Origin of the sequence: Streptomyces sp. NBC_01716, from assembly GCF_036248275.1 — a bacterium.
Taxonomy (GTDB): Bacteria; Actinomycetota; Actinomycetes; order Streptomycetales; family Streptomycetaceae; genus Streptomyces.
On the sequence record NZ_CP109181.1, the window covers coordinates 301,195 to 323,274 of the forward strand.

Below are 22,080 nucleotides of genomic sequence, written 5' to 3' on the forward strand. Positions count from 1 at the left end.
CGCCCCGCCCCACCCCCGTTCGGCGGGCGGGACGGCGTACACCGTCCGTCAATGCCGGTCGCCCCGGCGTCAGTCGCCCGCTCCGGGCCGCTCGTCCAGCTCGTCGGGGAACTCCCGGTCGCCGGCGCGGGGCGTCTGCGGGCCGTGACTCGTCATGATGACCGTCTGCTCGACCCGTACCATCCGGAACACCTCCTCCGCGATGATCACCTGGTCCTCACCACGTTCCACCGCGTCGGCCGCCCGGCCGAACCGGCCGGCGGACTCCCCCGCGTGCGCGCCGCGGACCCGCAGGACGGCGCCCAGATCGAGCCGCGCCTCCTCCTCGAAGGGCACGGCCGGGAACAACTGCCGCCAGCCGCCCTCCTCGTGGACCATGGCGGAGTAGGCCGTGTAGTGGGAGACGGACATCCGCTCCCACTCGGGACCGTCCACCCGGAACTCCTCGCGGAGTTCCTCCTCACGCTTCCCCACCTCCAGCAGCCGCCGGGCCGCCGCGTCGTCGAATCCGTCTTCTGCGCTCGCGTCCATACCTCCAGCGTGCCGCACCTCACGGCACGCGGCGCGGGGAATCAGGCAGGGCCGGTCTTCTGGACCAGTCCATGGACGCCGGGCTCAGGACCGCCAGACGCCGGTGCGGGCCGCGGCGGCGGCGAACTCGGTGAAGTCTTTGGGCTTACGGCCCAGGGCCTCTTCGACGCCGTGCACGAGGTGCGCGTTGCGCCCGTCGGTGATCAGTTCGAAAAGGTCGGCGAAGTCTTCCGGGGCGCCGACCGACACGAGCGTGTCGCGGTAGTCCTGGAGCGCGACGGGCACATAGGTGATCTCCCGGCCGGTGGCCCTGGACAGTTCTGCCGCGATCTCGGCGAAGCCGAGCAGCCGGGGTCCCGAGAGCTCGTAGGTCCTGCCGATGTGGCGGTCGTCGGTGAGCGCGGCGACGGCGACATCCGCGACGTCGTCCACGTCGACGAAGGGCTCGACCGCGTCGCCGGTCGGCAGCGCCAGCTCTCCCGAGAGCACGGGCTCCAGCAAGAAGCCCTCGTTGAAGTTCTGGCTGAACCAACTCGCCCGGACGACGGTCACGTCCCCGCCGTTGTCCCTCACCTTGCCCTCGGAGATCCTGGCGCCTTCCTCGCCCCGCCCGGAGAGCAGGACCAGCCGGCGCGCGCCCTTGGCGACGGCGCGCTCCGCGAACGCGCCGACGGCCTCGGCGGCGCCGGGGAAGGCGAGGTCCGGGTAGTAGGAGAGGTAGACGGCTCCGACGCCCTCCAGCGCGGCGTCCCAGGTGCCCGGCTCCTCCCAGACGAAGGGGATCTCACCGCTGCGCGAGGCGATACGCACCGGCAGACCGCGCTCGGCGAGCCGCGCCGCGACCCGCCGCCCGGTCTTGCCCGTACCACCGGTGACCAGGGTCGTCCTCGCGTCCGCTGCCGGCGTGTTCTCGCTGTTGTCCGTGTTCTGTGTCATGCGTCGAGTCAAGTACGGGGCGGGTCCGCGGAACATGGCCCCGAATCTCACGCGCATACGCGTGCGTCCAGGGCCCTCGGTGACTTCCGCGCCCGGTACTCCCCGTGCGGTGGTCACGGGCCAGCCGGCGGTGGACGGACAATCAGCCCTCTACGGCGGCCATTTCGCGCACGGTCGCCATGTCGCTGAACGGGATCAGCGTGTCGCCGACGGTCTGGTACGGCTCGCTGCCCTTCCCCGCGATCAGCACGATGTCGTTCCTGCCCGCCGCCGACAGGGCGAACTCGATGGCCGCGCGGCGGTCGGCGTACCGCTCGAAGCGGGTGCCGGTGGCCACCAGACCGGACGTGATCTGGTCGAGGATCGCCTCGGGGTCCTCGTGCCGGGGGTTGTCCGAGGTGAGTACGCACAGGTCGGAGTGGGTGCCCGCGATCTCGCCCATCTCCGCGCGCTTGGTGACGTCACGGTCGCCGCCGCAGCCGAACACGGTGATGACCCGCTCCGTGGCGAAGTCCCGGATGGTGCTCAGCACCTTGTCGAGCGAGTCCGGGGAATGGGCGTAGTCCACGATGACCGACGTGCCGCGCGGGGTCTCGAAGCGTTCGAAGCGCCCGGGAATCGGGGGCATCCGGTCGAGCGCCGCGACCAGCCCGCGCAGGTCGTGCCCCAGGAGATGGCAGGCGGCGACGGTCGCGAGCGCGTTGGCGACGGAGAACCGGCCGGGTACGGGGATCGCCGCCGGGTACTTGCGGCCCGCGTGGTGCAGCGTGAAGCGCGTACCGAAGGCGTCCATCGTGAGATCGGTCGCCCGGTAGTCGGCGTCGGTGTCCAGCGCGTACGTGGTCACCGCGCCGGGCATCAGCGCGCCGATCCCGGCGCCCACCGCGTCGTCCGCGTTGACGACGGCCCGTCGGCAAAGCCCTTGGAACAGGCGGAGTTTGGCGTCCCGGTAGTTCGCCATGGTGCCGTGGTCGTCCAGATGGTCCTGCGTGAGGTTGGTGAAGATGCCGATGTCGATGTACGAGTGGTCGACCCTGTGGTTCAACAGCCCCATGGACGTGGCCTCCAGAACGACGGTGCTCACGTCGCGGTCGCGCATGACACCGAGCAGGTACTGGAAGTCGGGCGACTCCGGGGTGGTGAGCACCGACCGGGGCATGGGGATCAGTTCGTCCCCGATGCGGCTGCCCGCCGTGCCGATGACACCGACCACGGCCCGCTCGGCGATCCGCAGCACGGACTCGACCATGTACGACACCGATGTCTTGCCGTTGGTCCCGGTGACGGCGACCATGTCCATCGCGAGGCCGGGGTCCCCGTGGTATCGGGAGGTGACGAGGGCGGCGGCGGTACGGGTGTCCGGGACGCGTACGACGCAGACGGCCGGGTCGGACGCCCAAGCGGCCACCGGCAGTTCGGCGGTCGCGGCTTCGACGAGTACGGCGACGGCGCCGCGTGCGAGCGCCGGTCCGACGGATTCGGAACCGCCCTCGCGGTGGCCGGGGACCGCGATGAACAGCGATCCGGGTGACACCCGGTCGGCGTCGAAACAGACTCCGGCGGTGATGACCGTATCGGGATCGCCCTGCAGAGTCTCGTGGTCGTGCCCGACGAGCAATTCGCTCAGCTTCACAGGGGATCCTCTCGAAGGTACGGCTCGGCAAGAGACGGCTCGGCCACCGTGCGGCGGCGGTCACCGTGGAGGTGCCGACGGCACGCCGGAGCGTCGCGGGGGTGGGGCGCGGGTGCGAGATGCGGGTGCGAGATGCGGAGTGCGGGTGTCGCTGGGGAGCGCGATGCGGCTCGGGAAAGCGGGCGGCTCTGCACAAGAGTGCGTTCGAGAAGAGGACGCCTCGGGGCGGAATGCCACCGGGCGTCGGAGGCCGGGAGTCGGCGTCGGCGTTGCTAGCCGTGGCCGTGCAGGGCATGGCACAGCGCGAACGAGGCCGGTCGAAGGCCCTCCGTCGCAGCGTGTGTATTACCCATGAGTGCAGTGTACGGCCCGTACGGCTGTCCCGACTCCGCCGTCCCGTGGGGAAGATGCCGGGAGCGGGCGCGAGAAGAGACACGGTGGGAGATGCGGGAACGCCCACGGCCGGTGGCCGTGGGCGTTCCGTGGGTGTTGTCCGGCCGCCGCACCGGGTGCGGGCAGCCCGCTCTCAGACCTTCTGGCCGGTGCCGCCGCCACCGCCCGCCGCGACCTTGATGCCGTCGATGATCTCGTCCAGCACAGGCAGCTTGGGGGCTTTGTCGTTGATGTCGAATCCGGAGCGCACGATGATCAGCAGGTCCTGTGCGCCGGGGGCGGGCGAGGGGAAGGCGAGCGACTGCACGTATCCGTCGTCGCCCTTGCCGGTGACGACCTTCCACCGGACCAGATAGCCCTTCTTGCCGGCGACCGTCACCGCCTCGGACTTCAACTCCGTGTGGGAGGTGATCTTTCCGTAGCTCTCACCGCCGTAGGACTCCTCGGCGTTCTTCTTGATGTCGCTCTCGGCCGCCGCCTTCGCGGTCGTGGCCTTGTTCTCCAGCGCCACCGCCGGAACGGAGTTGACCCCGCCGCGTACGCAGGACTCCTCCGGGTTTCCGGGGCACGGGTGCTCCCCGGTGCTCACTCCCGCGCCGACCGGACCCGACTGGCCGGTCCAGCCCTCGGGCACCGGGATGCTGATGCCGCTGGCCATGTCGGTGGCGTAGCCGTCCTCGGCCGGTATCTCCTGCTGGGGGCCGCCTTCCCCGCCCTCACCCTGACCCTGACCGTCCTCGCCGCCGTCGGGCGCGCCGGGGTCGCCGGGAGGCCGCTGCGACTCACCTGGGGCCGGCCGGTCCTCCTGGCCCGGCCTGCTGGGACCGGTGGAGGGGTTCGTGCTCGCCTTGTCGGCCGAGTTGTCGCCGTCGTCGCCGAGGAGGAGGAAGCCACCGACGACCGCCAGCACCACCACGGCCGCCGTGGCGGCCAGGGCGATCCGACGGCCGCGCCCGCCGGCCGGCGGAGGTGGCGCCGCCGGGTAGGGCGGGATGCCCGAACCCAGTTCGGAAGGCGCGCTCCAGGCCGCGGCCGAGTCGGGCCGGACCATCTCGGTCCAGGCCGACCCGTCCCACCACCGTTCCTGAAGCGGGCCTTCACCGTCATGTCCTGGGTCCGGATACCAGCCGGGCGGAGTCGTCTGCGTCACGCACTCACCATAGGCATATGGTCCGACAAAGCTGGTGAGAGGCCCATGAGAAATCGGCGGACTTCACGCCCCGGCCACCGGCACAATCCCGCGGATCACCCCCAGCGACACCAGGTCCTGAGGGCGCACCTTGAGCTGGCCGGCCGTCGCGCGGGTCTCTTCGGGAGGCCGTTTGAGAATCGCCGTCGCCAGTTCGGGTGCGATGACGGAGAAGTAACTGTCCGGTGTGGCCCAGGTGTTGCCCGGCGCCGCCAGAGCCAGCGCCCCGCCCGAACCTCCTTCGCCGATCAGCAGGCTGGTGACGGGCACGCGGGCGCTGGCCACGGCGGCGAACAGGTCCGCGATCGCGGCTCCCGCTCCTGCGCGTTCCGCCTCGGCGTCGTTCGCGGCGCCCGGTGTGTCGATGAGCGTGAGGACGGGCAGCCCCAGCCGGTCCGCGAGGCGGATCAGTCTGGCCGCCGTACGGTAGCCGGCCGGGAGGGTCGCCGTGCCGCACTGGGCGGCGTACGCGACCGTACGGCCGTCGCGCGTGCCGAACCCGCACAGCGTGCCGGGGTCCGTGCCGCCGGCGCGGTCGCCGTTGACCGATTCGCGGCTGGTGAAGTACGCGTCCAAGTAGGCCTCCGCACGCGGCCGTCGGGGGTCGCGGGCCAGAGTCACCGCGTCCCAACCGGTCGCGGGTGGGGCCGCGCGCCCGAGGGCGGCGGGCGGCTCGGCCGCCGGCACCGGCCCGGCACCGGCGGTGCCGCCCGTCAGCAGCCCCAGCCAGCGGCCGACCGTGTCCCTCAGCTCCTCGGGCGCCACCACCGCGTCGATATGACCCGCCGTCAGCTGCGCCTCGGCGGTGTACGCGTACGGGTCGGCGTCCGGCGGCCGTACCCGCGAGCCCGCGAAACCGATCTGGGCGCCCGGCAGGGCCAGGATCACATCGGCGCCCGCCCCGAGGGTGGCCCAGCCGCCGCCGGTCGTCGGGTCGCGCACCACCGCGATCTGTGGCAGACCGGCGGCCCTGGTGAGCGCCGACTGCCCCGCCACGCGCTGGAGTTGGAGCAGCGCGAGCATGCCTTCCTGCATGCGGCTGCCGCCGGTCGCGATCAACGAGACGACGGGCAGCCGCCGTTCACGGGCATGGGTGTACGCGGCCTCCAGCCGGTCCCCGGTGCGCTCCCCCAGCGATCCGCCGAGATAGCCGAACTCGAAGGAGATCAGGACCGCTTCGGTGCCGCCGACGCGCGCGGTGCCGCAGATGACGGACTCGTCCTCGCCGGTGCGTGAAGCGGCGCGGGCCCGGGACTCGTCGTACCCCTGCCAGCCGAGGGGGCCGTCCGGGGCGGAGGTGTCCTTCGGCGCGGGCAGTTCGGTGAAGGCGACGGGAGCGCCCTGCGGGGTCGCCCCGGCGAGGGAGGCGATCGCCTGCCGTGCGCTCATACGCTCAGTCATGGAGGGCCCGCTTCATGATCTTGCCCATGTCGTTGCGGGGCAGCGCCTGGAGATACCGCACGGTGCGCGGCCTCTTGTGCGAGGCGAGCTGCGCCGCGACGTGCGCCGCCAACTCCTCGGCGGACGGCGGGGCATCGGCCCGCACGGGGACGACCCACGCGACGATCCGCTCCCCCAGGTCCTCGTCGGGCTCCCCGGTGACGGCGGCCTCCCGCACCCCGGGATGCTCCAGCAGTACGTTCTCGATCTCGCCGGCGCCGATCTTGTAGCCGCCGCTCTTGATCAGGTCGGTGGCCTTGCGGCCGACGATACGGACGTAGCCGTCGGGGTCGCGGATCGCCATGTCGCCCGTACGGAACCAGCCGTCGTCGAAGGCGGCCTCCGTCGCGTCGGGGCGGTTCAGATACTCGGTGAAGAGGTTCGGGCCGCGTACCTGGATCTCCCCCACGGTGTCGCCGTCGTACGCGGTGATCTCGGCGCCCGCCTCGTCGACCAGCCGCAGTCCGACTCCCGCCAGCGGCACGCCGACGGTGCCGGCGCGGGGTTCGCCGTCCGCGCGCACGCTGGTGTTCATCAGGGTCTCCGTCATCCCGTAGCGCTCGATGACGCGGCGTCCGGTGGCGGCGCCGATGCGTTCGTGGTCGTGCACCGGCAGCGCGGCCGATCCGGACACCAGCAGGCGTGCGCCGGTGAGGGCCTTCGCGAGCTCGGGATCGTCGGCGAGTGCTTCGGCGATGCGGTGGTACATCGTCGGGACGCCGAAGAGCATCGTGGCTCCGGAGGACAGCTCGCGGGCCACACCGTCCGTGGAGAACCTGCCGAGATGGCGCACCGAGCCGCCGCGGCGCAGCGGGCCGAGGATCCCGAGGATCAGGCCGTGGACATGGAAGAGGGGCAGGGCGTGGACGAGCACGTCATCCTCGGTCCACCGCCAGGCGTCCTCCAGCGCGTCCAGGGTGGCGGCGACGGCGCGGCGCGGCAGGACGACGCCCTTGGGAGGTCCGGTGGTGCCCGAGGTGTAGACGATCAGCGCCGGGGATTCCGGGGACGGCTCGGCGGGCAGGGCCCGGTCGACGGTGTCCGTGGCCTCCGCGACCTCGGTGCTGCCCGTGATGTCCGTGTCGAGGCGCGCCAACTCGGCCAGGATCGGCGGCAGTTCGGCTCCGCGTTCGGCGAGGACGAGGGCCGGCGAGCTGTCCGTCACGATGTGCGTGAGCTCCCGTTCACCCGTCTTGGGGTTCACCGGCACCACGGGCACTCCCGCCAGCAGCGCGGCCACCACGCCCACCGCCGTACCGAGGGTGGGCGTGGCCCAGACGGCGACCCGTGGCGCGCCGGCGATCCTGGCGGCCAGGGCACCGGCCGCTGTGGCCAGTTCGGCGTGGCTCAGCGCCTGGTCGCCGAAGCGCAGTGCGGGCCGGGCGGAACGCGCCGCGAGGGCCGGGAAGAGAGGGGACACGCGTCGTTCTCCTTGCTGTCGACGAGTCTGACCGGTCGTCATGGTGACCGGGTCATCCGAAGCCTGGCACGACCAGCACGAGCCATACGGCCGCGGGTACCACCGCCACCACGATGCCTCCGTACACCATCAACTGCCGGAAGAAGCGGTCCCGGTCGACATCGGGCGCCGCCGCCAGTACGAGGGCGCCGTTGGTGGAGAAGGGACTGACGTCCACGACGGTCGCCGAGACGGCGAGCGCGGCGATCATGCCGACCGCCCCGATCTCCCCCTGGGCGAGGAACGGCACGGCGAGCGGGATGAGTGCGCCCATGATGCCGACGGAGGAGGCGAAGGCGGAGATGACGGCGGCTATGTAGCAGAGCAGGACGGCGGCGAGCAGCGGCACTCCGATGTCGCCGACCGCGTTGCCCGCGTACTCGATCGTGCCCATCTCCTCCAGGACACCGACGTAGGTCAGGACACCGCAGATGAGCAGCACGGTCGGCCAGGCGACCTCGGTGACCGCCTTGCGGCTCGTGTCGGGCCAGAAGGCGCTGAGGACGACGGCGAGGGTGATGGCGCTGAGCCCGGCGTCGAGGTCGAACCCGAGGACGGCGACGACGAGCGCCCCGAGGGCGGCGAGCGTGGCGATACGGGCGGGAGTGAGGCCCGAGGCATCGGCCGAAAGGGCACTGTCGGCGCCGTCCTTGTCGCGGCCGTCGCCCTCGCTGTCGAGGTCACGCCCCTTCAGCTTCAGCCCGCCGAAGAGGACGAAGATGATCGCCGCGACGATCAGGTTGACGAAGAGGGAGGCGAGGAACAGGACAAGTTCGTTCCCGGGCAGATTCTCGCGCTCCACCACCCCGTTGACGATCGAGCCGTAGATGCTGATCGGCGAGAAGCCGCCCGCCTGGGCACCGTGCACGACCAGTGCGCCCATCAGCAGCGGGCTGATGCCGTACCGCGCGGCGAAACTCAGCGCGATGGGCGCGACGATCGCGACGGCCGCCGGGCTGACGGCGCCGATGGCGGTCAGCGCTCCGGTGAGAGCGAACATCACCCAGGGTATGAGCGCGATCCGGCCGCGTACGAGCCGGATCGAGGCGTGCACCAGCCAGTCGGTGGTGCCGTTGGCGCGTGCGATGGCGAAGAGATACGTGACACCGACGAGCACCACGAACAGGTCGCCGGGAAATCCGGCGAAGATACCGTCCGCGTCCAGGTCGGCGACGAGTTCGCCGACTCCGAAGGCGGCGGCGAACGCGAGCGCGCCCATGTTGATCGAGCGGGTCGTGGCGATCACGAAGACGACCACGAGTACAAGGATCGAGATCAGTTCGGCGGACATCGGGGGCTCCCGTCCCTGGGTCCCGTTGATTACTGGCCAATCTGCATTGGCCAAGTGGCTGGACCACTTTGAACATCGGTCCAGCGAGGCGTCAAGGGATTCGACAGGAATTGGCTCAGCCACTTGGCCGCGCGGTGTTAGGCTGCGAAAGACCAGGTATGGGGGGTTCGTGTGTCCGACGCACTGCGGCCGATGACCCGGCCGCGACTGTACGAACAGGTCCTCGACAGACTCCGCCGCCATGTGGCGGACGTCGATCTGCGGGCGGGCGACCGGCTGCCGCCCGAGCGTGAACTGGCGGGGCGGCTCGGCGTCAGCCGGGCGTCGGTGAAGCAGGCCATCGTCGTCCTCGAAGTGCAGGGACTCGTCGAGGTACGGCACGGCGACGGCACCTATCTCGTCCGCGACAGCCTCGACGCCGAACCGGTCGAACGGCTCGTGGAACGCAAGCGCCGGCTGCCCGACGTACTGGAAGCGCGCGAGGCCCTGGAGACCAAACTCGCCGAACTGGCCGCCGAGCGGCGCACGGCGGAGGATCTGACCGCGATGCGGGCGGCGCTCGATCACATGGCCGCCGAGATCGAGGCGGGCGATCACGGCGTCGAGGGCGACCGGCTCTTCCACGCGGCGGTGACGGCGGCGGCGCACAGCGGTCTGCTGGCCGAATTCATGAGGTCCATCGCGGAGCAGATCACCGAGAGCCGCAACGAGTCGCTGCGCCAGCCGGGCCGGCCCCAGCGCTCACTCGCCCAGCACCGGGCGATCCTCGAAGCGATCGAGGCGCAGCGCGGGAAGGCGGCGGCGACGGCGATGCGCCGCCATGTACGGACGGTGGCGAAGGTACGGCTGCTGGACTGGGACCCGGGCGACGACGCCTGAGGCGCACCGCCGTAGCGCGTGGCCGGGCGGAAATGGGGAGCCCCGGCTGGTTCGGGGGATGGACCAGCCGGGGCCGCTCTGTGTGGTCGCGGAGTCGTCACTTTCCCCTCCGCGACCACGTAAAGATGAACGCTCAACGACGGTGCGGTGTTCCCCCTCCCCAGGTGGGGGGCTGTGAGCCGCACCACGGATACGCCCCGGCCCGCCGTGGACGGTCATTCCGGCAGCGGGGGCGCGCCCCCGGGCGCACGGAGAGCCGCGTGATGGGATCGTGGAGCCGGACCGGCGGGAGAAAGAGAGCCCGTCGACCCCGCGTCTCAGAGCCTCGGCACGAACGAACGGATAGCACCCATGGGCGAGTTGCTCCTCATCAGACACGGCGAGACCGAGTGGTCGCTGTCCGGACAGCACACCAGCTCGACGGATCTGCCGCTGACCGCCCACGGCGAGGCCCAGGCCCGCGCCCTGGTCCCCGTACTGGCCGACCGGCCGATCGGCCTGACCCTCGTCAGCCCGCTGGCCCGCGCCCGCCGTACCGCCGAACTCGCCGGGCTGCGGTCCACCCGCATCTGCCCCGACCTGCACGAATGGAACTACGGCGGCTACGAGGGCGTGACCACCGAGGAGATCCGCCGTACCCGCCCCGACTGGAATCTCTGGACGGACGGGACCATCGCCGGCCCCGGCGGGCACCCGGGCGAGAGCCCCTCGGAGGTCAGCGACCGGGCGGACAGGGTGCTCGCCGAGGTGCGCGCCGCCGCCGAACGCGCGAGTGACGAGGACGTCGCCCTGGTGGGCCACTCGCACTTCCTCCGGGTGCTCACCGCGCGCTATCTCGGGCTCACGGCGGCCCAGGGCACGCTGTTCCAGCTGGAGACGGGGACGGTGTCCCGGCTCGGTACCGAACACGGCAATCCGGTCATCACGGCATGGAATCTGGTCCTGCCCGAGAGCCTGCTGCGCACCGTCCAGGATCTGCCCGCCAGCGCCTGACAGCGGGCCGTACCCAGAACACTCGTTCACACATATGGCCCCGCCGGTCGCGAGTAACCGGCGGGGCATTGCCATATACGCCCTTCACCCCGAATGCACTTTCATGAATATGAACCTCATGAAGTTCCACTGAATCCCTTGTTGCTTGACGTGGACACTTCTAATCTGATGCGACTCCAGCGCCACGCCCCCACCGAAACGGAGAAGTGAGACGTGCCCGGAATGAAGCGCACCGTCACTGTTCTCTCGGCCGCCGCAGCGATGCTGCTGACGGCTCCGAACGCGTACGCGGAAGTCGAACCCGGAGGGTGGACCTCGACGTCTCCCTCCTTCACCGTCCAGGAGAGGGGCTGCGGCCAGGTCGACAACCTGACCTTCACCCTCACCTGCTCCACCGGCAGCGGCGACCAGCGCGCCGAGCGGAGATACGCCACCTACACCGGAGGCACCCGGCAGTTCGAGGGCTACTTCCGGATCGCGAGCATGGGCGGCACCCGCATCAGCCTCAAGCAGACGTTCAACGAATCGGCCTCCGGGCCGTTCTTCATGCTGGCCGGCGAGCGCGGCGGACGCCTGTACGCGGTCCACGGCGGCACCACCCTGTCCGACGCGGGCACGGTCGGCGCCACGGTCCGGGTGAACACCGTCCACCAGGTCGGCAGCCAGCACCGCACGTACATCAACGGCTCGCTGAAGCACAGCTACGCGAGCCCGGGGGGCAGCTTCTACGACAAGTTCGGCGCCTACCGCACGGACAGCGGGAGCGGGCCGGCCACCGTGGTGTGGAGCGGCGTCAAGTTCTGGCGCAAGTAGGGCGGTTGAGGCACTTCCCGGTCCGGTGGCCGCTTGTGTTCCGCGCGGTCACCGGACACCCGTCGACGACTCCCCGCGCACCCAGCCCGGCCCAGCCCGGAAGGACGGACGCCGTGCCTCTTCGACTCCGCGCCACGACCGCCGCCGCACTCAGCGCCTTCATCGCCCTGACGTCGGCGGGCTGTTCCTCCGCACCGGACGGGACCGAGGAGCCGGAAACCGCCGTGCGGCTGGCGGCCACGCTCGACTCGCCCATCGACGTCACACTGCGCTGGAAGGACGACGAGCCAGGCATAGCGGGGCGGACAGTGGAGTTCGCCACGGAGAAGACCGGGCCGTACACGGTGCTGGAGTTCATGCCGCCGGGCCGTACGACGTACCGCCACCCGGATCTGATGCCCCAGACGCCGTTCTACTACCGGCTGCGCCCCTACTTCGGCCCGGCGTCGGCGCCGGTGGAGGTGTCCCTGCCGCCGGGCGAGCCCTCCGAAGGTGAACTGACCGACAACCAGGAGTGGATGACTCCCCGCACCGTCAAGGGGCCGAAGGTGCGGACCGCACTGCTGACGGCCCGGGGCGCCGGCTCCGCCGAGGCCAACGCGGCGGCTGCCCCCACGGACTTCAGGCCGACCGTCATGCACGCGACCGGGATCAAGTTCACCTGGACGGACCGCGCCGCGGACGAGGACGGCCAGCTGCTGGAAGTACGACAGGCCGGCAGCAAGGGCTACCGGCCTGTCGCACTACTGGATCCGGACATCAATTCGTTCGGACTGATCACCCTGCCCGAGGAGAAGCGGGCGTCGTACCGCGTACGCGCCTTCGTCTACGGCGAGCAGTCCAACGTCGCTCATCTCACGACAGGTTCGGACCCGACGCCGTAGCCCCCGCCCTGATCGGGGCGCCCGCGTGGTGCAGGCTGCGCAGGGCCTGGCTGTACGAGGTGATCAGGCTGGTCTCCAGATAGCTGATGCCCAGCTCCTCGCAGTGCTGCCGGACGATCGGCTGCGCCTCGCGCAGCTGCGGGGACGGCATGTTCGGGAACAGGTGGTGCTCGATCTGGTAGTTGAGCCCGCCGAGGGCGATGTCGGTGAACCAACCGCCGCGCACATTGCGGGAGGTGAGCACCTGGCGCCGGAGGAAGTCCGGGCGGTCGTCGCCGGACAGGGTGGGCATTCCCTTGTGGTTGGGCGCGAAGATCGAGCCCAGGTAGAGACCGAAGAGGCACTGGTGGACGGCGAGGAAGGCGATCGCCTTGCCGGGCGGCAGCACGACGAACAGCGCTCCGAGGTAGACCGCGAAGTGCGTGAAGAGCAGGACGCCCTCCGAAGTCCGCTGCTTCAGCGAGCGGTTGGCCAGCGCGCGTACGCCGGCGACATGCAGGTTGAAGCCCTCAAGGGTGAGGAGCGGGAAGAACAGGAAAGCCTGCGAACGCCCGATGAGGCGGGGAAGCCCCTTGGCATCCTTGGCCTGCCCCTGTGTCCATACGAGGATGTCGGGGACCACGTCCGGGTCCAACTCCTCGTGGTTGGGGTTGGCATGGTGCCTGGAGTGCTTGTCCTGCCACCAGCCGTAGCCCATGCCGATGGCCAGGTTCCCGGCGATCTTGCCGGCCCGCACGCTGGCCTTGCGCAGCCGGAAGACCTGACGGTGGCCCACATCGTGGGCGACGAGCGCGACTTGGCCGAAGACGACGGCGAGGAAGGCGGCGACGGCGAGCGTCCACCAGCTGTCGCCGACGAGCGCGAAGGCGACCCAGCCGCCGGCGAACAGAGCGGTGACGATGCCCAGGCGCAGGGTGTAGTACCAGGGGCGCCGTCGCATCAGACCGGCGGCCATGATCTTCTTGGAGAGGCGCGCGAAATCGCTGCCCGTTTCCCTGCACGCCTGATTCGCGGCCTCACCCGCGAAATCGGCGCCTGGTTCCAGTACCGCGGAATCATCCACGGTACTGGCGGTGTTGACTGACATGCGGCCACGCCTTTCGAATGTGTCACGACCGTGTGCCGGTGTATGACGGCTCGGCAGGCAGGGTGGCTGGTGAGGAACACAAGCCCAGGGGGACGTCGCTGCCGGTCGTGGACGGGTGGGCAACTGCGGCACACAGCCCGATGGCTGTGTGCGGGTCGGAAGTGGACCACTCCGGCGACGCGACAACTGGGTATGGCCGCTGCGAATGCCGCTGACATCCTCACCGAGGACCAGTGCTGCTGCCCACACTCATGGGGCAGCGGGCAGTCAGGGGCTGGGGCCTCCTGCGGGTAAGTGTAACCTGCGCGCGAATTGTGCTTCTTACACCGCATGAACAAGTGCCCGCAAACAGTTTCTGAACAGCGCGGACACGGCCCCAGGGAGTTCCCCGCGCGACTCGGCGGGGAATAATTTTGCAGAGCCTGCATATTTGCATACCATGCAAAGTGTGACGACCAAGGGTCCCCGGGCAGGTCTCCGGGAGCGCAAGAAACAGGCCACGCGCGCGGCGCTGGCCGAGGCAGCCGTACGCCTGGCCGCCGAGCACGGGGCGGAGAACGTCACCGTCGAGGCCATCAGCAACGCCGCCGGTGTCTCCCCGCGGACGTTCTTCAACTACTTCGACAGCCACGACGACGCGTTCGTCATGGCGGATCCCGACATCGGGAAACGCATCCGGCGTGCGATCCGGGACGCCCCCGCCGAGCTGTCTCCCCTCGAAGCGGTACGTGAGGCCATGGCCGGCGAGCTGGCCGACCTCGAACGACAGCACGAGTTCTGGAGCCTGCGCGCCAAGGTCCTGCAGAAGTCCCCGCATCTGCTCGCCCGGGGCCTCGGCCTGCACATGGCCGAGGAGCGCGACATGGCCCGGACGATCGCCTGCCGGCTCGGCCCCAGCGCCGGTACGGACATCACGGCCGGTACCGACACCTCGGCCGGTACGGAGGCGGGGACCCCTACCGGAGCGGGCGCCGAAGCCAAGCCCTGCGACGACGCCGACATCGAGCTCTACCCCAGGCTGCTCGCCGCCGTCGCCGGCACGGCCGTACGCGTCGCCATCGAGCACTGGTACGCCCACTCCCCGCCGCTGACGTTCCCCGACATCTTCCGGGACGTCTTCACGCACCTGTCCGCCGGGCTGCCCCAGCCGGCCCCACAGACCGACGACCGTCCGTCCGACGGCCGTTCCACGGAATCGTAAGAAGGCCACCTTGACCGCAATCGAGGCGCCCGACCAGGCGCCCACCTCCATGACCAACCGACAGATCCTCCAGGCCATGTCGGGACTTATGGCCGGCATGTTCGTCGCCATCCTGGCGGGCACCGTGGTGGCCAACGCGCTGCCACGCATCATCGCCGACCTGGGCGCCAGCCAGTCCGCGTACACCTGGGTCGTCACGTCCGAACTGCTCGCGATGACCGCGACGGTGCCTCTGTGGGGCAAGCTCTCCGACCTCTACAACAAGAAGCTGCTCCTCCAGCTCTCGCTCGGCATGTTCGTCGTCGGCTCGCTGCTGGCCGGCTTCTCGCAGGGCGTCGAACTGCTCATCTTCAGCCGGGTGATGCAGGGCATCGGCGCCGGCGGTCTGACCGCGCTCGCACAGGTCGTGATGGCGGCCGTGATCCCGCCGCGCCGGCTGGGCAAGTACGCCGGCATGTTCGGCGCGGTGTTCGCCGTCGGCACCGTCGCGGGACCGCTGGTCGGTGGTGTCATGGTCGACACCTCGTGGCTCGGCTGGCGCTGGTGCTTCTTCATCGGTGTGCCGTTCGCGCTGCTGGCGATCGCGCTGCTCCAGCGCACGCTGCACCTGCCCACCGCCCGCAGGGACGTGAAGATCGACTACCTGGGCGCGTTCCTGATCGTCGCCGGTGTCTCGGCGATCCTCATCTGGACCTCCCTGGCGGGCAACCAGTTCGACTGGGCGTCCTGGCAGACGGCCGCGCTGACCGGCGGTGGTGTGCTGCTGCTCGTCGCCGCGGTCTATGTGGAGGCGCGGGTGCCCGAACCGGTCATCCCGCTCACCATCTTCCGCAACCGCACCGTCACGCTGACCACGATCGCGAGCCTGCTCGTCGGTGTCGCGATGTTCGGCGGCACCGTCTTCCTGTCCCAGTACTTCCAGATCGCCCTCGGCAAGTCGCCCACCGTGGCGGGGCTGATGGGTCTGCCGATGATCCTGGGTCTGCTCGTGTCGTCCACCGTCGCGGGCCAGATCATCAGCGCCACCGGCAAGTGGAAGGTGTATCTGATCGCGGGCGGCATCACCATGACCGCCGGTCTGGCCATGCTGTCGACCATCGACGCCAACACCGGCTTCGGGCTGCTCAGCCTTTACATGGCCGTGCTCGGAATCGGCGTCGGTCTGCTGATGCAGAATCTGGTCCTCGCGGCCCAGAACGACGTCCCCGCCGCGGAGTTGGGCGCCGCCACCTCCGTACTGTCGTTCTTCCGCAGCATGGGCGGCACGATCGGCACCAGCGTCCTGGGGGCGATTCTCGCCAACCGGGTGGCATCCGAACTGGCCAAGAGCCTGGGCACGGAGGGGACGGCGTCCGGCGGATCGAGCGATTCCGTGCCGGACGTGACAAAGCTCCCGGCGCCGATGCGGGAGATCGTCGAGCACGCGTACGGTCTGGCGACGGCGGACCTGTTCCTGGTGGCCGCCCCGTTCGCGCTGCTCTCGCTGGTGGTCGTGCTGTTCATCAAGGAGAAGCCGCTGAAGACGACCAGCGGAATGGAACGGCTCGCCGAGGAGGCCAAGCAGGCGGTGGCGGACGGCGACAAGCCGTCGTCGCCGGCGCCCGTGAGCTGAGTCCGGCGGGACCGTCCGAGGGCGGTCGTTCTTCTCGTCGCCGTCCGGTGGCGAGGAGAACGACCGCCCTCACCCGCGTTCCGGCCCGTGATCACGCGATCACGGGCCGAATGTGGTCTGGCGCCCGCCGCGCGTGGCGGCTTGGCTGGCAACCGTACGGACATCAGTACGCCTTCCCCCAGCGCCTAGGACTTCAGATGAGTACCGGTACGTCTTCCCCGACCGGCCAGGACACGCCCGCGCCGCGCCTGTCCGCCACGCCGGTGCCCGGCCCCAGGCAGCTGCCGCTGATCGGCAATCTGCCGGCCTTCTCTCGCGACCCGCTCGGCTTCTTCGCCAAGCTGCGCGGCCACGGCGACGTCGTCTCCTGGCGGCTCGGTCCGCAGCGCGCGCTGTTCCTGTCGCAGCCCGAGCACATCGGGGAACTGCTCACCGGGGTCGAGACGGACTACCGCCACCCCGAACTCGGCTGGGCCTTCAAGCTGGTGCTCGGCGAGGGCGTCGTCACCTCCGAGGGCGCCGCGTGGCGCCGTAAGCGCGCGCTGGTCCAGCCGGTGGTCCGGCCCCGGCAGGTGCGGGCCTATGCGGAGACCATGGTCGACTGCGCGTCCTCGCTGGCCGACACCTGGCAGCCGGGCAGCCACATCGACGTACGGCGGGACATGCTGGGCCTGACGCAGCGCATCGCCGTACGGACCCTCTTCGGCACGGACACGGCGGGCCGTGAGAGCACGATCGGACCGGCCATGGACATCGCGCAGGCGGCCATCGGCGCGGAGTTCCGGGGTCTCACGCTCTTTCTGCCGCCGTGGGTCCCGACGCCCGGACGGCAGCGGCTCAAGAAGGCCGTCGCGGTCATCGACAGCGAGGTGAGCCGGGTGACCGAGGAGCGGCACCGCAACGGCGCGGACCGCGACGACCTCCTGAGCAGGCTGCTCGCCGCCCGCGACGAACAGGGCGACCGGCTGACGGACAAAGAGATCCGGGACGAGGCCGTCACGCTCTACATCGGCGGCCACGAGACGACCGGTACGACGCTGACCTGGGCCTGGTACCTGCTCTCGCGCAATCCGGAGGCGCGGCGGCGTCTCGCCGACGAGCTGGCCACCGTTCTCGGCGGCCGTACGCCCGGCTTCGACGACTTCAAGGAGTTGCGCTGGACGGAGCAGATCATCAGGGAGACGCTGCGGCTCTATCCGCCCGTGTGGTTGATGACGGGCATCGCGAAGGAGGGCTCGACGCTGGGCGGGCGGGCGGTCTCGGAGGGGACGGTGCTCTGGGCGAGTCAGTGGAGCGCGCAGCGCGACGAGCGCTGGTTCGCCGAGCCGGACGCGTTCCGGCCCGAGCGGTGGGACGAGGGGGCGACGCCGGTGCCGGACCACGCGTGGTTCCCGTTCGGGGGTGGCGCCAGGGCCTGTCTCGGCGCCCGCTTCGCGACGGTCGAGGCGGTGCTGGTGCTTGCCACGCTCGCGCAGCGGTTCCGGCTTGACCTGGACCCGGGTGAGATCCCGCCCAGGACGGGCCTCACGCTCCAGCCGGGGCGCCCGGTGCGGGCGACGCTGCGGAGCGCCTGACTGTTCGCCGGGTCCGTCCCCGTGGGCGGACCCGGCGGCTCGATCCGGGGGCGCGTGGGCACGGCACGGCCCACGGCGGTTATCTCTTCCTCCTCGCGGACAGCGCCTTCGCGTGCGCGTGCAACAGCCACGGCCCGGTGACCGTCGCGGCGGGCGCCGACATCGACTTCGTACGTCCGGCTCACGAGGGTGATGTCCTGACCGCGACCGCGCGGGAGCGGACCCGGCTCGGGCGCGGCGGGATCTACGACGTCACTCTCACGCGCGGGGACGACGTGCTGGCCGAGTTCCGTGGGCGCAGCCGCGCATTGCGCGGCTGACACGGTCGCGCCTTCGGGGGGGTCCGTGCACGAAGCGGGGCCCGCATCCGGCGCCGGATGCGGGCCCCGCTTCGTGGGGTTCTCCTTACGCGGCGGGCCTCTCCGCCGCCCCGCCCGCTGCCGTCCTGCCTGCCGCGATCCGGATCTCGCCGCGTTCCGTCACGCCGTTGACCGTCACCGCGAGCGTGGCCGAGCCGCGCCGCAGCGCGGTGAGCGTCCCGGTGGCCGGGTCGAACGCCGCCACGTCACGGCGGTTGGCCTTGTCCGGGTCACCGATGTGCACGTTCGGTGAGCCCGACCAATCCGCGCTCATGGGGAAGCCGACCGGCACTTTCCTGGCCCCCTGCGTGACGGTCGCCCCGACCGCCGCCTCGTCGCCGGGCGCCAGTGTCCCTGGCGCGTCGAGCGCCAGCGCGTCGGTGTGCGCACGCGTCTGTACGGAGACCCAGTCGGGCCCGCCCTCCCACGGCTTGCGCCGCGCCTCGGACTGCTCGCTCCTGGAGACCTTGTCGACGCCGACGAGCGACCAGCCGGTGAAGCCGCCCTCGTCGGCCGGGGCCGCCGGGTTCTTCCCGGAGTTGCCGTTGATCAGATACGGAACGCCGTCGACGCGTGAGGCGTTGAAGACCCCGACATGGCTGCCGATGAAGCCGGCGCCCTTGCCGGTCGAACGGCGGAAGTCGGCGAGCCAGTTCTCCAGCAGAGCGGCCTCCTTGCGGTCGCCGAGCCGGCTGCCCTTCTGCACGGTCGGGTCGCGCGGCGGCACATGCTCGATGACCATCACGGAGCTGACGCGCGAGTCGTCGGCCGCCGCGTCCAACTGGGCGCGCAGGGCCTTGATCTGGGCGTAGCCGCCGCCACGCAGGGAGAGGCTGGAGGTGTCGAGTGTGACGAAGCGCGTGCCGCCGTGGTCGAACACCCGTTGCGCGGGGCCGAATTCGCCGACGAAGTTGTCGATCTTCCCGCCCATCACCTCGTGGTTGCCGGGCACGTAGTACCAGGGCAGTTCGTCGCCCAGCTCCTCCGTGAGCACCTGCCGTGCGAAGGCGAGGTCCGCGGGCGAGCCCTCGTCCACCAGGTCGCCGTTGACGACGAGGAAGTCGGGCTTCGCCGCCTTGATCTCACGCAGCGTGCGCCGCGCCTGCAACACGATCGCGCTGTCCGGCTCGCGGGCGACGAACTGCGCGTCGGACATCACGGCGAACTGCCAGTCCCGGCCCTCGGTCTCGGCGGCCGGGTCGATCAACGGGTCGGCGGCGGGGCGCTGTTCGGGCACGTCGACCGTGGGTGGCACCTGGGCCGTCAGCCCGTCGATGACGATCTCTCCCGTGTACTGCTTGTCGGCCGCGGTCTCCGCGAGATAGAAGCGGAACACGGACAGCGGCATCGCGGCCCCCTGCGGCACCGCGAAGGTCACCTGCCGCCAGCCGGTCCAGGTGACGTACGGCCCGCGGAGCAGCTGGTCGGATCCGGCCGCGTCCTTGAGGTGCAGCGTCGGCCAGGCACCGTTGCCGTCGCCCTTGATCCACATCTTGAAGGACTGCGGCTGGCCGGGCACGGTGATCTGCTGGGGCGGGCTCGCGTACGCGGCGCGGGTGGCCGTCGAGAGTCCGAAGTCGTACGTGAGCGTCAGACCGGTACCGGTCTGGCCCTCGGGTGTTGCCGCGACCGAACCGGCGGCGCGGGCGTGGCTGAACTTCCAGCTCGCGGCGTCGTCGAAGGCCGAGACCTGCTGCTCTTCGAGTCCGACGCTCACCGCGAGTGCGGTGGTGACGCCGTCGGCCTTCGCCGTGACGAGTCCCGCGCCGGCGCCGGTCCTGGAGGTGACGGTGAAGGAGCCCTTGCCGTCGTCGGCGATGGCGAAGAGGGCGCGGTCGTAGGTGAGTTCCACATCGCGCGGCTCCACGGGCGCGGAGGCGCCGTGCTCATCGAGGCCGACGATGCCGAAGGTGCCGGTCGCCCCGCCGTCGGCGAGGCCGACGCGCGCGGTGGTCGGCCGGATCCGCGCGAGGTCGTCGAGGACCGTCAACTCGATGGATCCGCCGGCGCGTCCGCGTTCCGCGAGGACCTCGGTGGTGCCGCTGTGGCGGGCGGTGAACAGCCCGTCGTCATCGACCCGGCCGACCGAGGGCCGTTCGGTCCGCCAGCGCGGGTCGCCCTTCGCGGGGCCGTACGTCTCGTCGTGGCCGGCCGCCGTGAGGGCGCGGGTCAGTCCGGGGAAGACACGCTCGGGGTGGCCGCCCTTGACGGGGTCGTCGCCGGGCGCGGCTGCGGCGGGCGTACGGGTCTCGACCCAGAAGCCGTCGAGGCGTCCGCTGCCGTCGGGCGCGGTGAGGGCGAGGCCGTTGGGCACGGTGCGCTCGCTGCCGTCCGACGGGGCGTTCTCCACCTGGAGGGTGTCGCTGCCGGGTTCACGGGCGACGAGTGTCGAGGAGCCGCCGCCGTCGAGGTTGAGCGCGTTGTACGCGCCGGCGTCCTTCATCATCACGGCGAGCTCGGTGAGCGTGACACCGCCGCTGTCGGCCTGCCGGCCGTCGACGGTGATCACGCGCATCTCGCTGCCGTCCTTGGAGAATCCGACGGCGGTGCGGGGCGCGGCGGTGTTGTTGCCCTGGCCCTCGTGATTCTGCGCCACTCCGTCGACGACGAGGAGTTCACGTCCGCCGACCGCGGTACGGGGCAGGGGGCCGCCGTTGGTGCGCGGGCTGTACTCCATGGTCACGGGGTCGCCGGGGCGCAGCGCCTTGAGCTGTACGGCTCCGGCCTCCCGCCCGACCAGGAGAGTGGTGCCGGGCTCGATCGGCCCGGTGCCGGGCTTGTCGGCGACGGTGACGACCTTGCCGTCCCGTACGGCGACCTCGGCGACCGGTGTCGCCGTGTCCACGGTGAGCGCGCGGTTGGCCTGGCCCCAGGCCGCGTTGTACGCGCCGATGCCGCCGGCGGGCACGTTGGCGGCGTTGTACGCGGCGAGGGGGTGCGGTCCGCCGGGCAGCGTGAGGGTGCCGTCGAAGTACAGCTCCAGGACGCGGCCTGCGTTCCCGGGGCCGATACCGACGGCCCGGTTGGCACCGGCGGCGGGCGACTGGGTGAGCGCGCCGTCCTTGATGCCGGGGCCCTGCGGCGCGCCGGTCTCGTTGATGTCGAAGAAGTCGGCGTTGATGGCCGCGACGGTGCGGCGGCCCTTGCCCGCGTCGTGTCCGGCGGCGAGCTCGGAGACGCTGCGGCGGTCCGCGACCTTGCCCGAGGAGAGGTAGTCGGCCCGGACGCCGCCGCGGTCGAGGTCGACCGAGAGCGAGTCGACGCGCAGCCATTTGTCGGATTCGAGCCGGTCGTACGAGGTGAGGCTCACGCCCGGCGCGACGGGCCGGGAACTGCGCGCGGTCTCGATGCCGTCGCCGTCCACGACGGATCTGGGCGCGCCCACCGGTCTGCTGGCCGGTGGTGGCGCGACGGGCCGCAGCACCTCGGCGGCGTTGCGGGGCCGGGGGTCGGGGGTGGAGTCGGCGACGGCGGGGCTGATGGCTCCGGCCGTCAGTGCGGTGACCGCCGCGAGCAGCACGACGGATCGGCGGGCAATGCCTGGACCCACAAGTTCTCCTGTTGTACGGGTGGTTGGCGCTGGTGGTAAGCGCTGTCAGCCGCCCAGCATCGCCGTGTGTGCCCTGGTTCGCCAGGGGTTCGCGGACACGTCGGGGCGAACAAGGGGCACCGTGGAAGTGACGTGGGACTGCCCGCGGGGCCGGGGTGGCGCCCCCGCTCCACGTAACTGATGATGCGTCAGGGAAACGCGGGGGTTGCCCGGATACGCGGCGGGGGGATGGCGTGTCACGGACCAGGAGGCCCGC

General features: G+C 71.0%; 16 protein-coding genes and 1 pseudogene. 8 read left to right on the forward strand and 9 right to left on the reverse strand.

What is annotated here, in order from left to right; translation table 11 throughout:
- Window positions 1–69 precede the first annotated feature (69 nt).
- The 7 genes from OIE74_RS01395 to OIE74_RS01425 form a co-directional block, all read right to left on the reverse strand.
- On the reverse strand, window positions 70–531 hold the full coding sequence (locus OIE74_RS01395; RefSeq protein WP_329377500.1) for a DUF5954 family protein: 462 nt from the start codon (window positions 529–531) through the stop codon (window positions 70–72).
- A gap of 84 nt (window positions 532–615) precedes the next feature.
- Window positions 616–1,467 carry an NmrA family NAD(P)-binding protein gene (locus tag OIE74_RS01400; RefSeq protein WP_329377502.1) on the reverse strand — a complete coding sequence of 284 codons (852 nt, stop codon included), beginning with the start codon at window positions 1,465–1,467 and terminating at the stop codon, window positions 616–618.
- Between the two features lie 142 nt (window positions 1,468–1,609).
- Window positions 1,610–3,100 (reverse strand): UDP-N-acetylmuramoyl-L-alanyl-D-glutamate--2,6-diaminopimelate ligase, encoded by a 1,491-nt coding sequence (locus tag OIE74_RS01405; RefSeq protein WP_329377504.1) that lies wholly within the window; start codon window positions 3,098–3,100, stop codon window positions 1,610–1,612.
- Window positions 3,101–3,626: 526 nt separating this feature from the next.
- Window positions 3,627–4,643 (reverse strand): DUF2510 domain-containing protein, encoded by a 1,017-nt coding sequence (locus OIE74_RS01410; RefSeq protein ID WP_329377506.1) that lies wholly within the window; start codon window positions 4,641–4,643, stop codon window positions 3,627–3,629.
- Window positions 4,644–4,706: 63 nt separating this feature from the next.
- Window positions 4,707–6,083, reverse strand: a complete 1,377-nt coding sequence (locus OIE74_RS01415) for a carboxyl transferase domain-containing protein (RefSeq protein ID WP_329377508.1) — start codon at window positions 6,081–6,083, stop codon at window positions 4,707–4,709.
- Window positions 6,076–7,542, reverse strand: coding sequence for an acyl-CoA synthetase (locus tag OIE74_RS01420; protein WP_329377510.1), 1,467 nt, complete (start codon window positions 7,540–7,542; stop codon window positions 6,076–6,078). The genes OIE74_RS01415 and OIE74_RS01420 overlap by 8 nt, the downstream gene beginning before the upstream one ends.
- Window positions 7,543–7,594: 52 nt before the next feature.
- Window positions 7,595–8,872 (reverse strand): SLC13 family permease, encoded by a 1,278-nt coding sequence (locus OIE74_RS01425; RefSeq protein WP_329377512.1) that lies wholly within the window; start codon window positions 8,870–8,872, stop codon window positions 7,595–7,597.
- Window positions 8,873–9,043: 171 nt separating this feature from the next.
- Between OIE74_RS01425 and OIE74_RS01430 the strand changes: the two genes are divergently transcribed.
- The 4 genes from OIE74_RS01430 to OIE74_RS01445 all read left to right on the forward strand — a co-directional run bounded on the left by OIE74_RS01430 (window position 9,044) and on the right by OIE74_RS01445 (window position 12,441).
- Window positions 9,044–9,751: a FadR/GntR family transcriptional regulator gene (locus OIE74_RS01430; RefSeq protein ID WP_329377514.1), complete on the forward strand. Its 708-nt coding sequence runs from the start codon at window positions 9,044–9,046 to the stop codon at window positions 9,749–9,751.
- 351 nt (window positions 9,752–10,102) lie between these two features.
- Window positions 10,103–10,744: a histidine phosphatase family protein gene (locus OIE74_RS01435; protein WP_329377516.1), complete on the forward strand. Its 642-nt coding sequence runs from the start codon at window positions 10,103–10,105 to the stop codon at window positions 10,742–10,744.
- A 222-nt stretch (window positions 10,745–10,966) separates the two neighbouring features.
- A complete protein-coding gene (locus OIE74_RS01440) occupies window positions 10,967–11,557 on the forward strand; it encodes a hypothetical protein (RefSeq protein ID WP_329392130.1) in 591 nt (196 codons plus the stop codon).
- Between the two features lie 113 nt (window positions 11,558–11,670).
- The gene (locus OIE74_RS01445; protein WP_329377517.1) at window positions 11,671–12,441 is read left to right on the forward strand and encodes a fibronectin type III domain-containing protein; all 771 of its coding nucleotides are present in this window, start codon (window positions 11,671–11,673) and stop codon (window positions 12,439–12,441) included.
- Here OIE74_RS01445 and OIE74_RS01450 read toward each other — a convergent pair.
- Window positions 12,413–13,528 carry a fatty acid desaturase family protein gene (locus tag OIE74_RS01450; protein ID WP_329377519.1) on the reverse strand — a complete coding sequence of 372 codons (1,116 nt, stop codon included), beginning with the start codon at window positions 13,526–13,528 and terminating at the stop codon, window positions 12,413–12,415. The two genes, OIE74_RS01445 and OIE74_RS01450, sit on opposite strands and share 29 nt — an antisense overlap.
- Window positions 13,529–13,967: 439 nt before the next feature.
- Here OIE74_RS01450 and OIE74_RS01455 point away from each other — a divergent pair, with 439 nt between their 5' ends.
- From OIE74_RS01455 to OIE74_RS01470, 4 genes and pseudogenes are all read left to right on the forward strand, one after another.
- Window positions 13,968–14,729, forward strand: a complete 762-nt coding sequence (locus OIE74_RS01455) for a TetR family transcriptional regulator (protein ID WP_329377521.1) — start codon at window positions 13,968–13,970, stop codon at window positions 14,727–14,729.
- 49 nt (window positions 14,730–14,778) lie between these two features.
- On the forward strand, window positions 14,779–16,341 hold the full coding sequence (locus OIE74_RS01460; protein ID WP_443076336.1) for an MDR family MFS transporter: 1,563 nt from the start codon (window positions 14,779–14,781) through the stop codon (window positions 16,339–16,341).
- Window positions 16,342–16,538: 197 nt separating this feature from the next.
- Window positions 16,539–17,915 carry a cytochrome P450 gene (locus OIE74_RS01465; protein ID WP_329377526.1) on the forward strand — a complete coding sequence of 459 codons (1,377 nt, stop codon included), beginning with the start codon at window positions 16,539–16,541 and terminating at the stop codon, window positions 17,913–17,915.
- Window positions 17,888–18,235, forward strand: a pseudogene (locus OIE74_RS01470) (hotdog domain-containing protein); the annotation flags it as partial. The gene OIE74_RS01465 and the pseudogene OIE74_RS01470, both read left to right, overlap by 28 nt.
- A gap of 85 nt (window positions 18,236–18,320) precedes the next feature.
- On the opposite strand, the gene OIE74_RS01475 reads toward OIE74_RS01470, so the two are convergent.
- Entirely contained in the window at window positions 18,321–21,824 is a 3,504-nt protein-coding gene (locus tag OIE74_RS01475; protein WP_329377528.1) for a phosphodiester glycosidase family protein, read from the reverse strand.
- Window positions 21,825–22,080 lie beyond the last annotated feature (256 nt).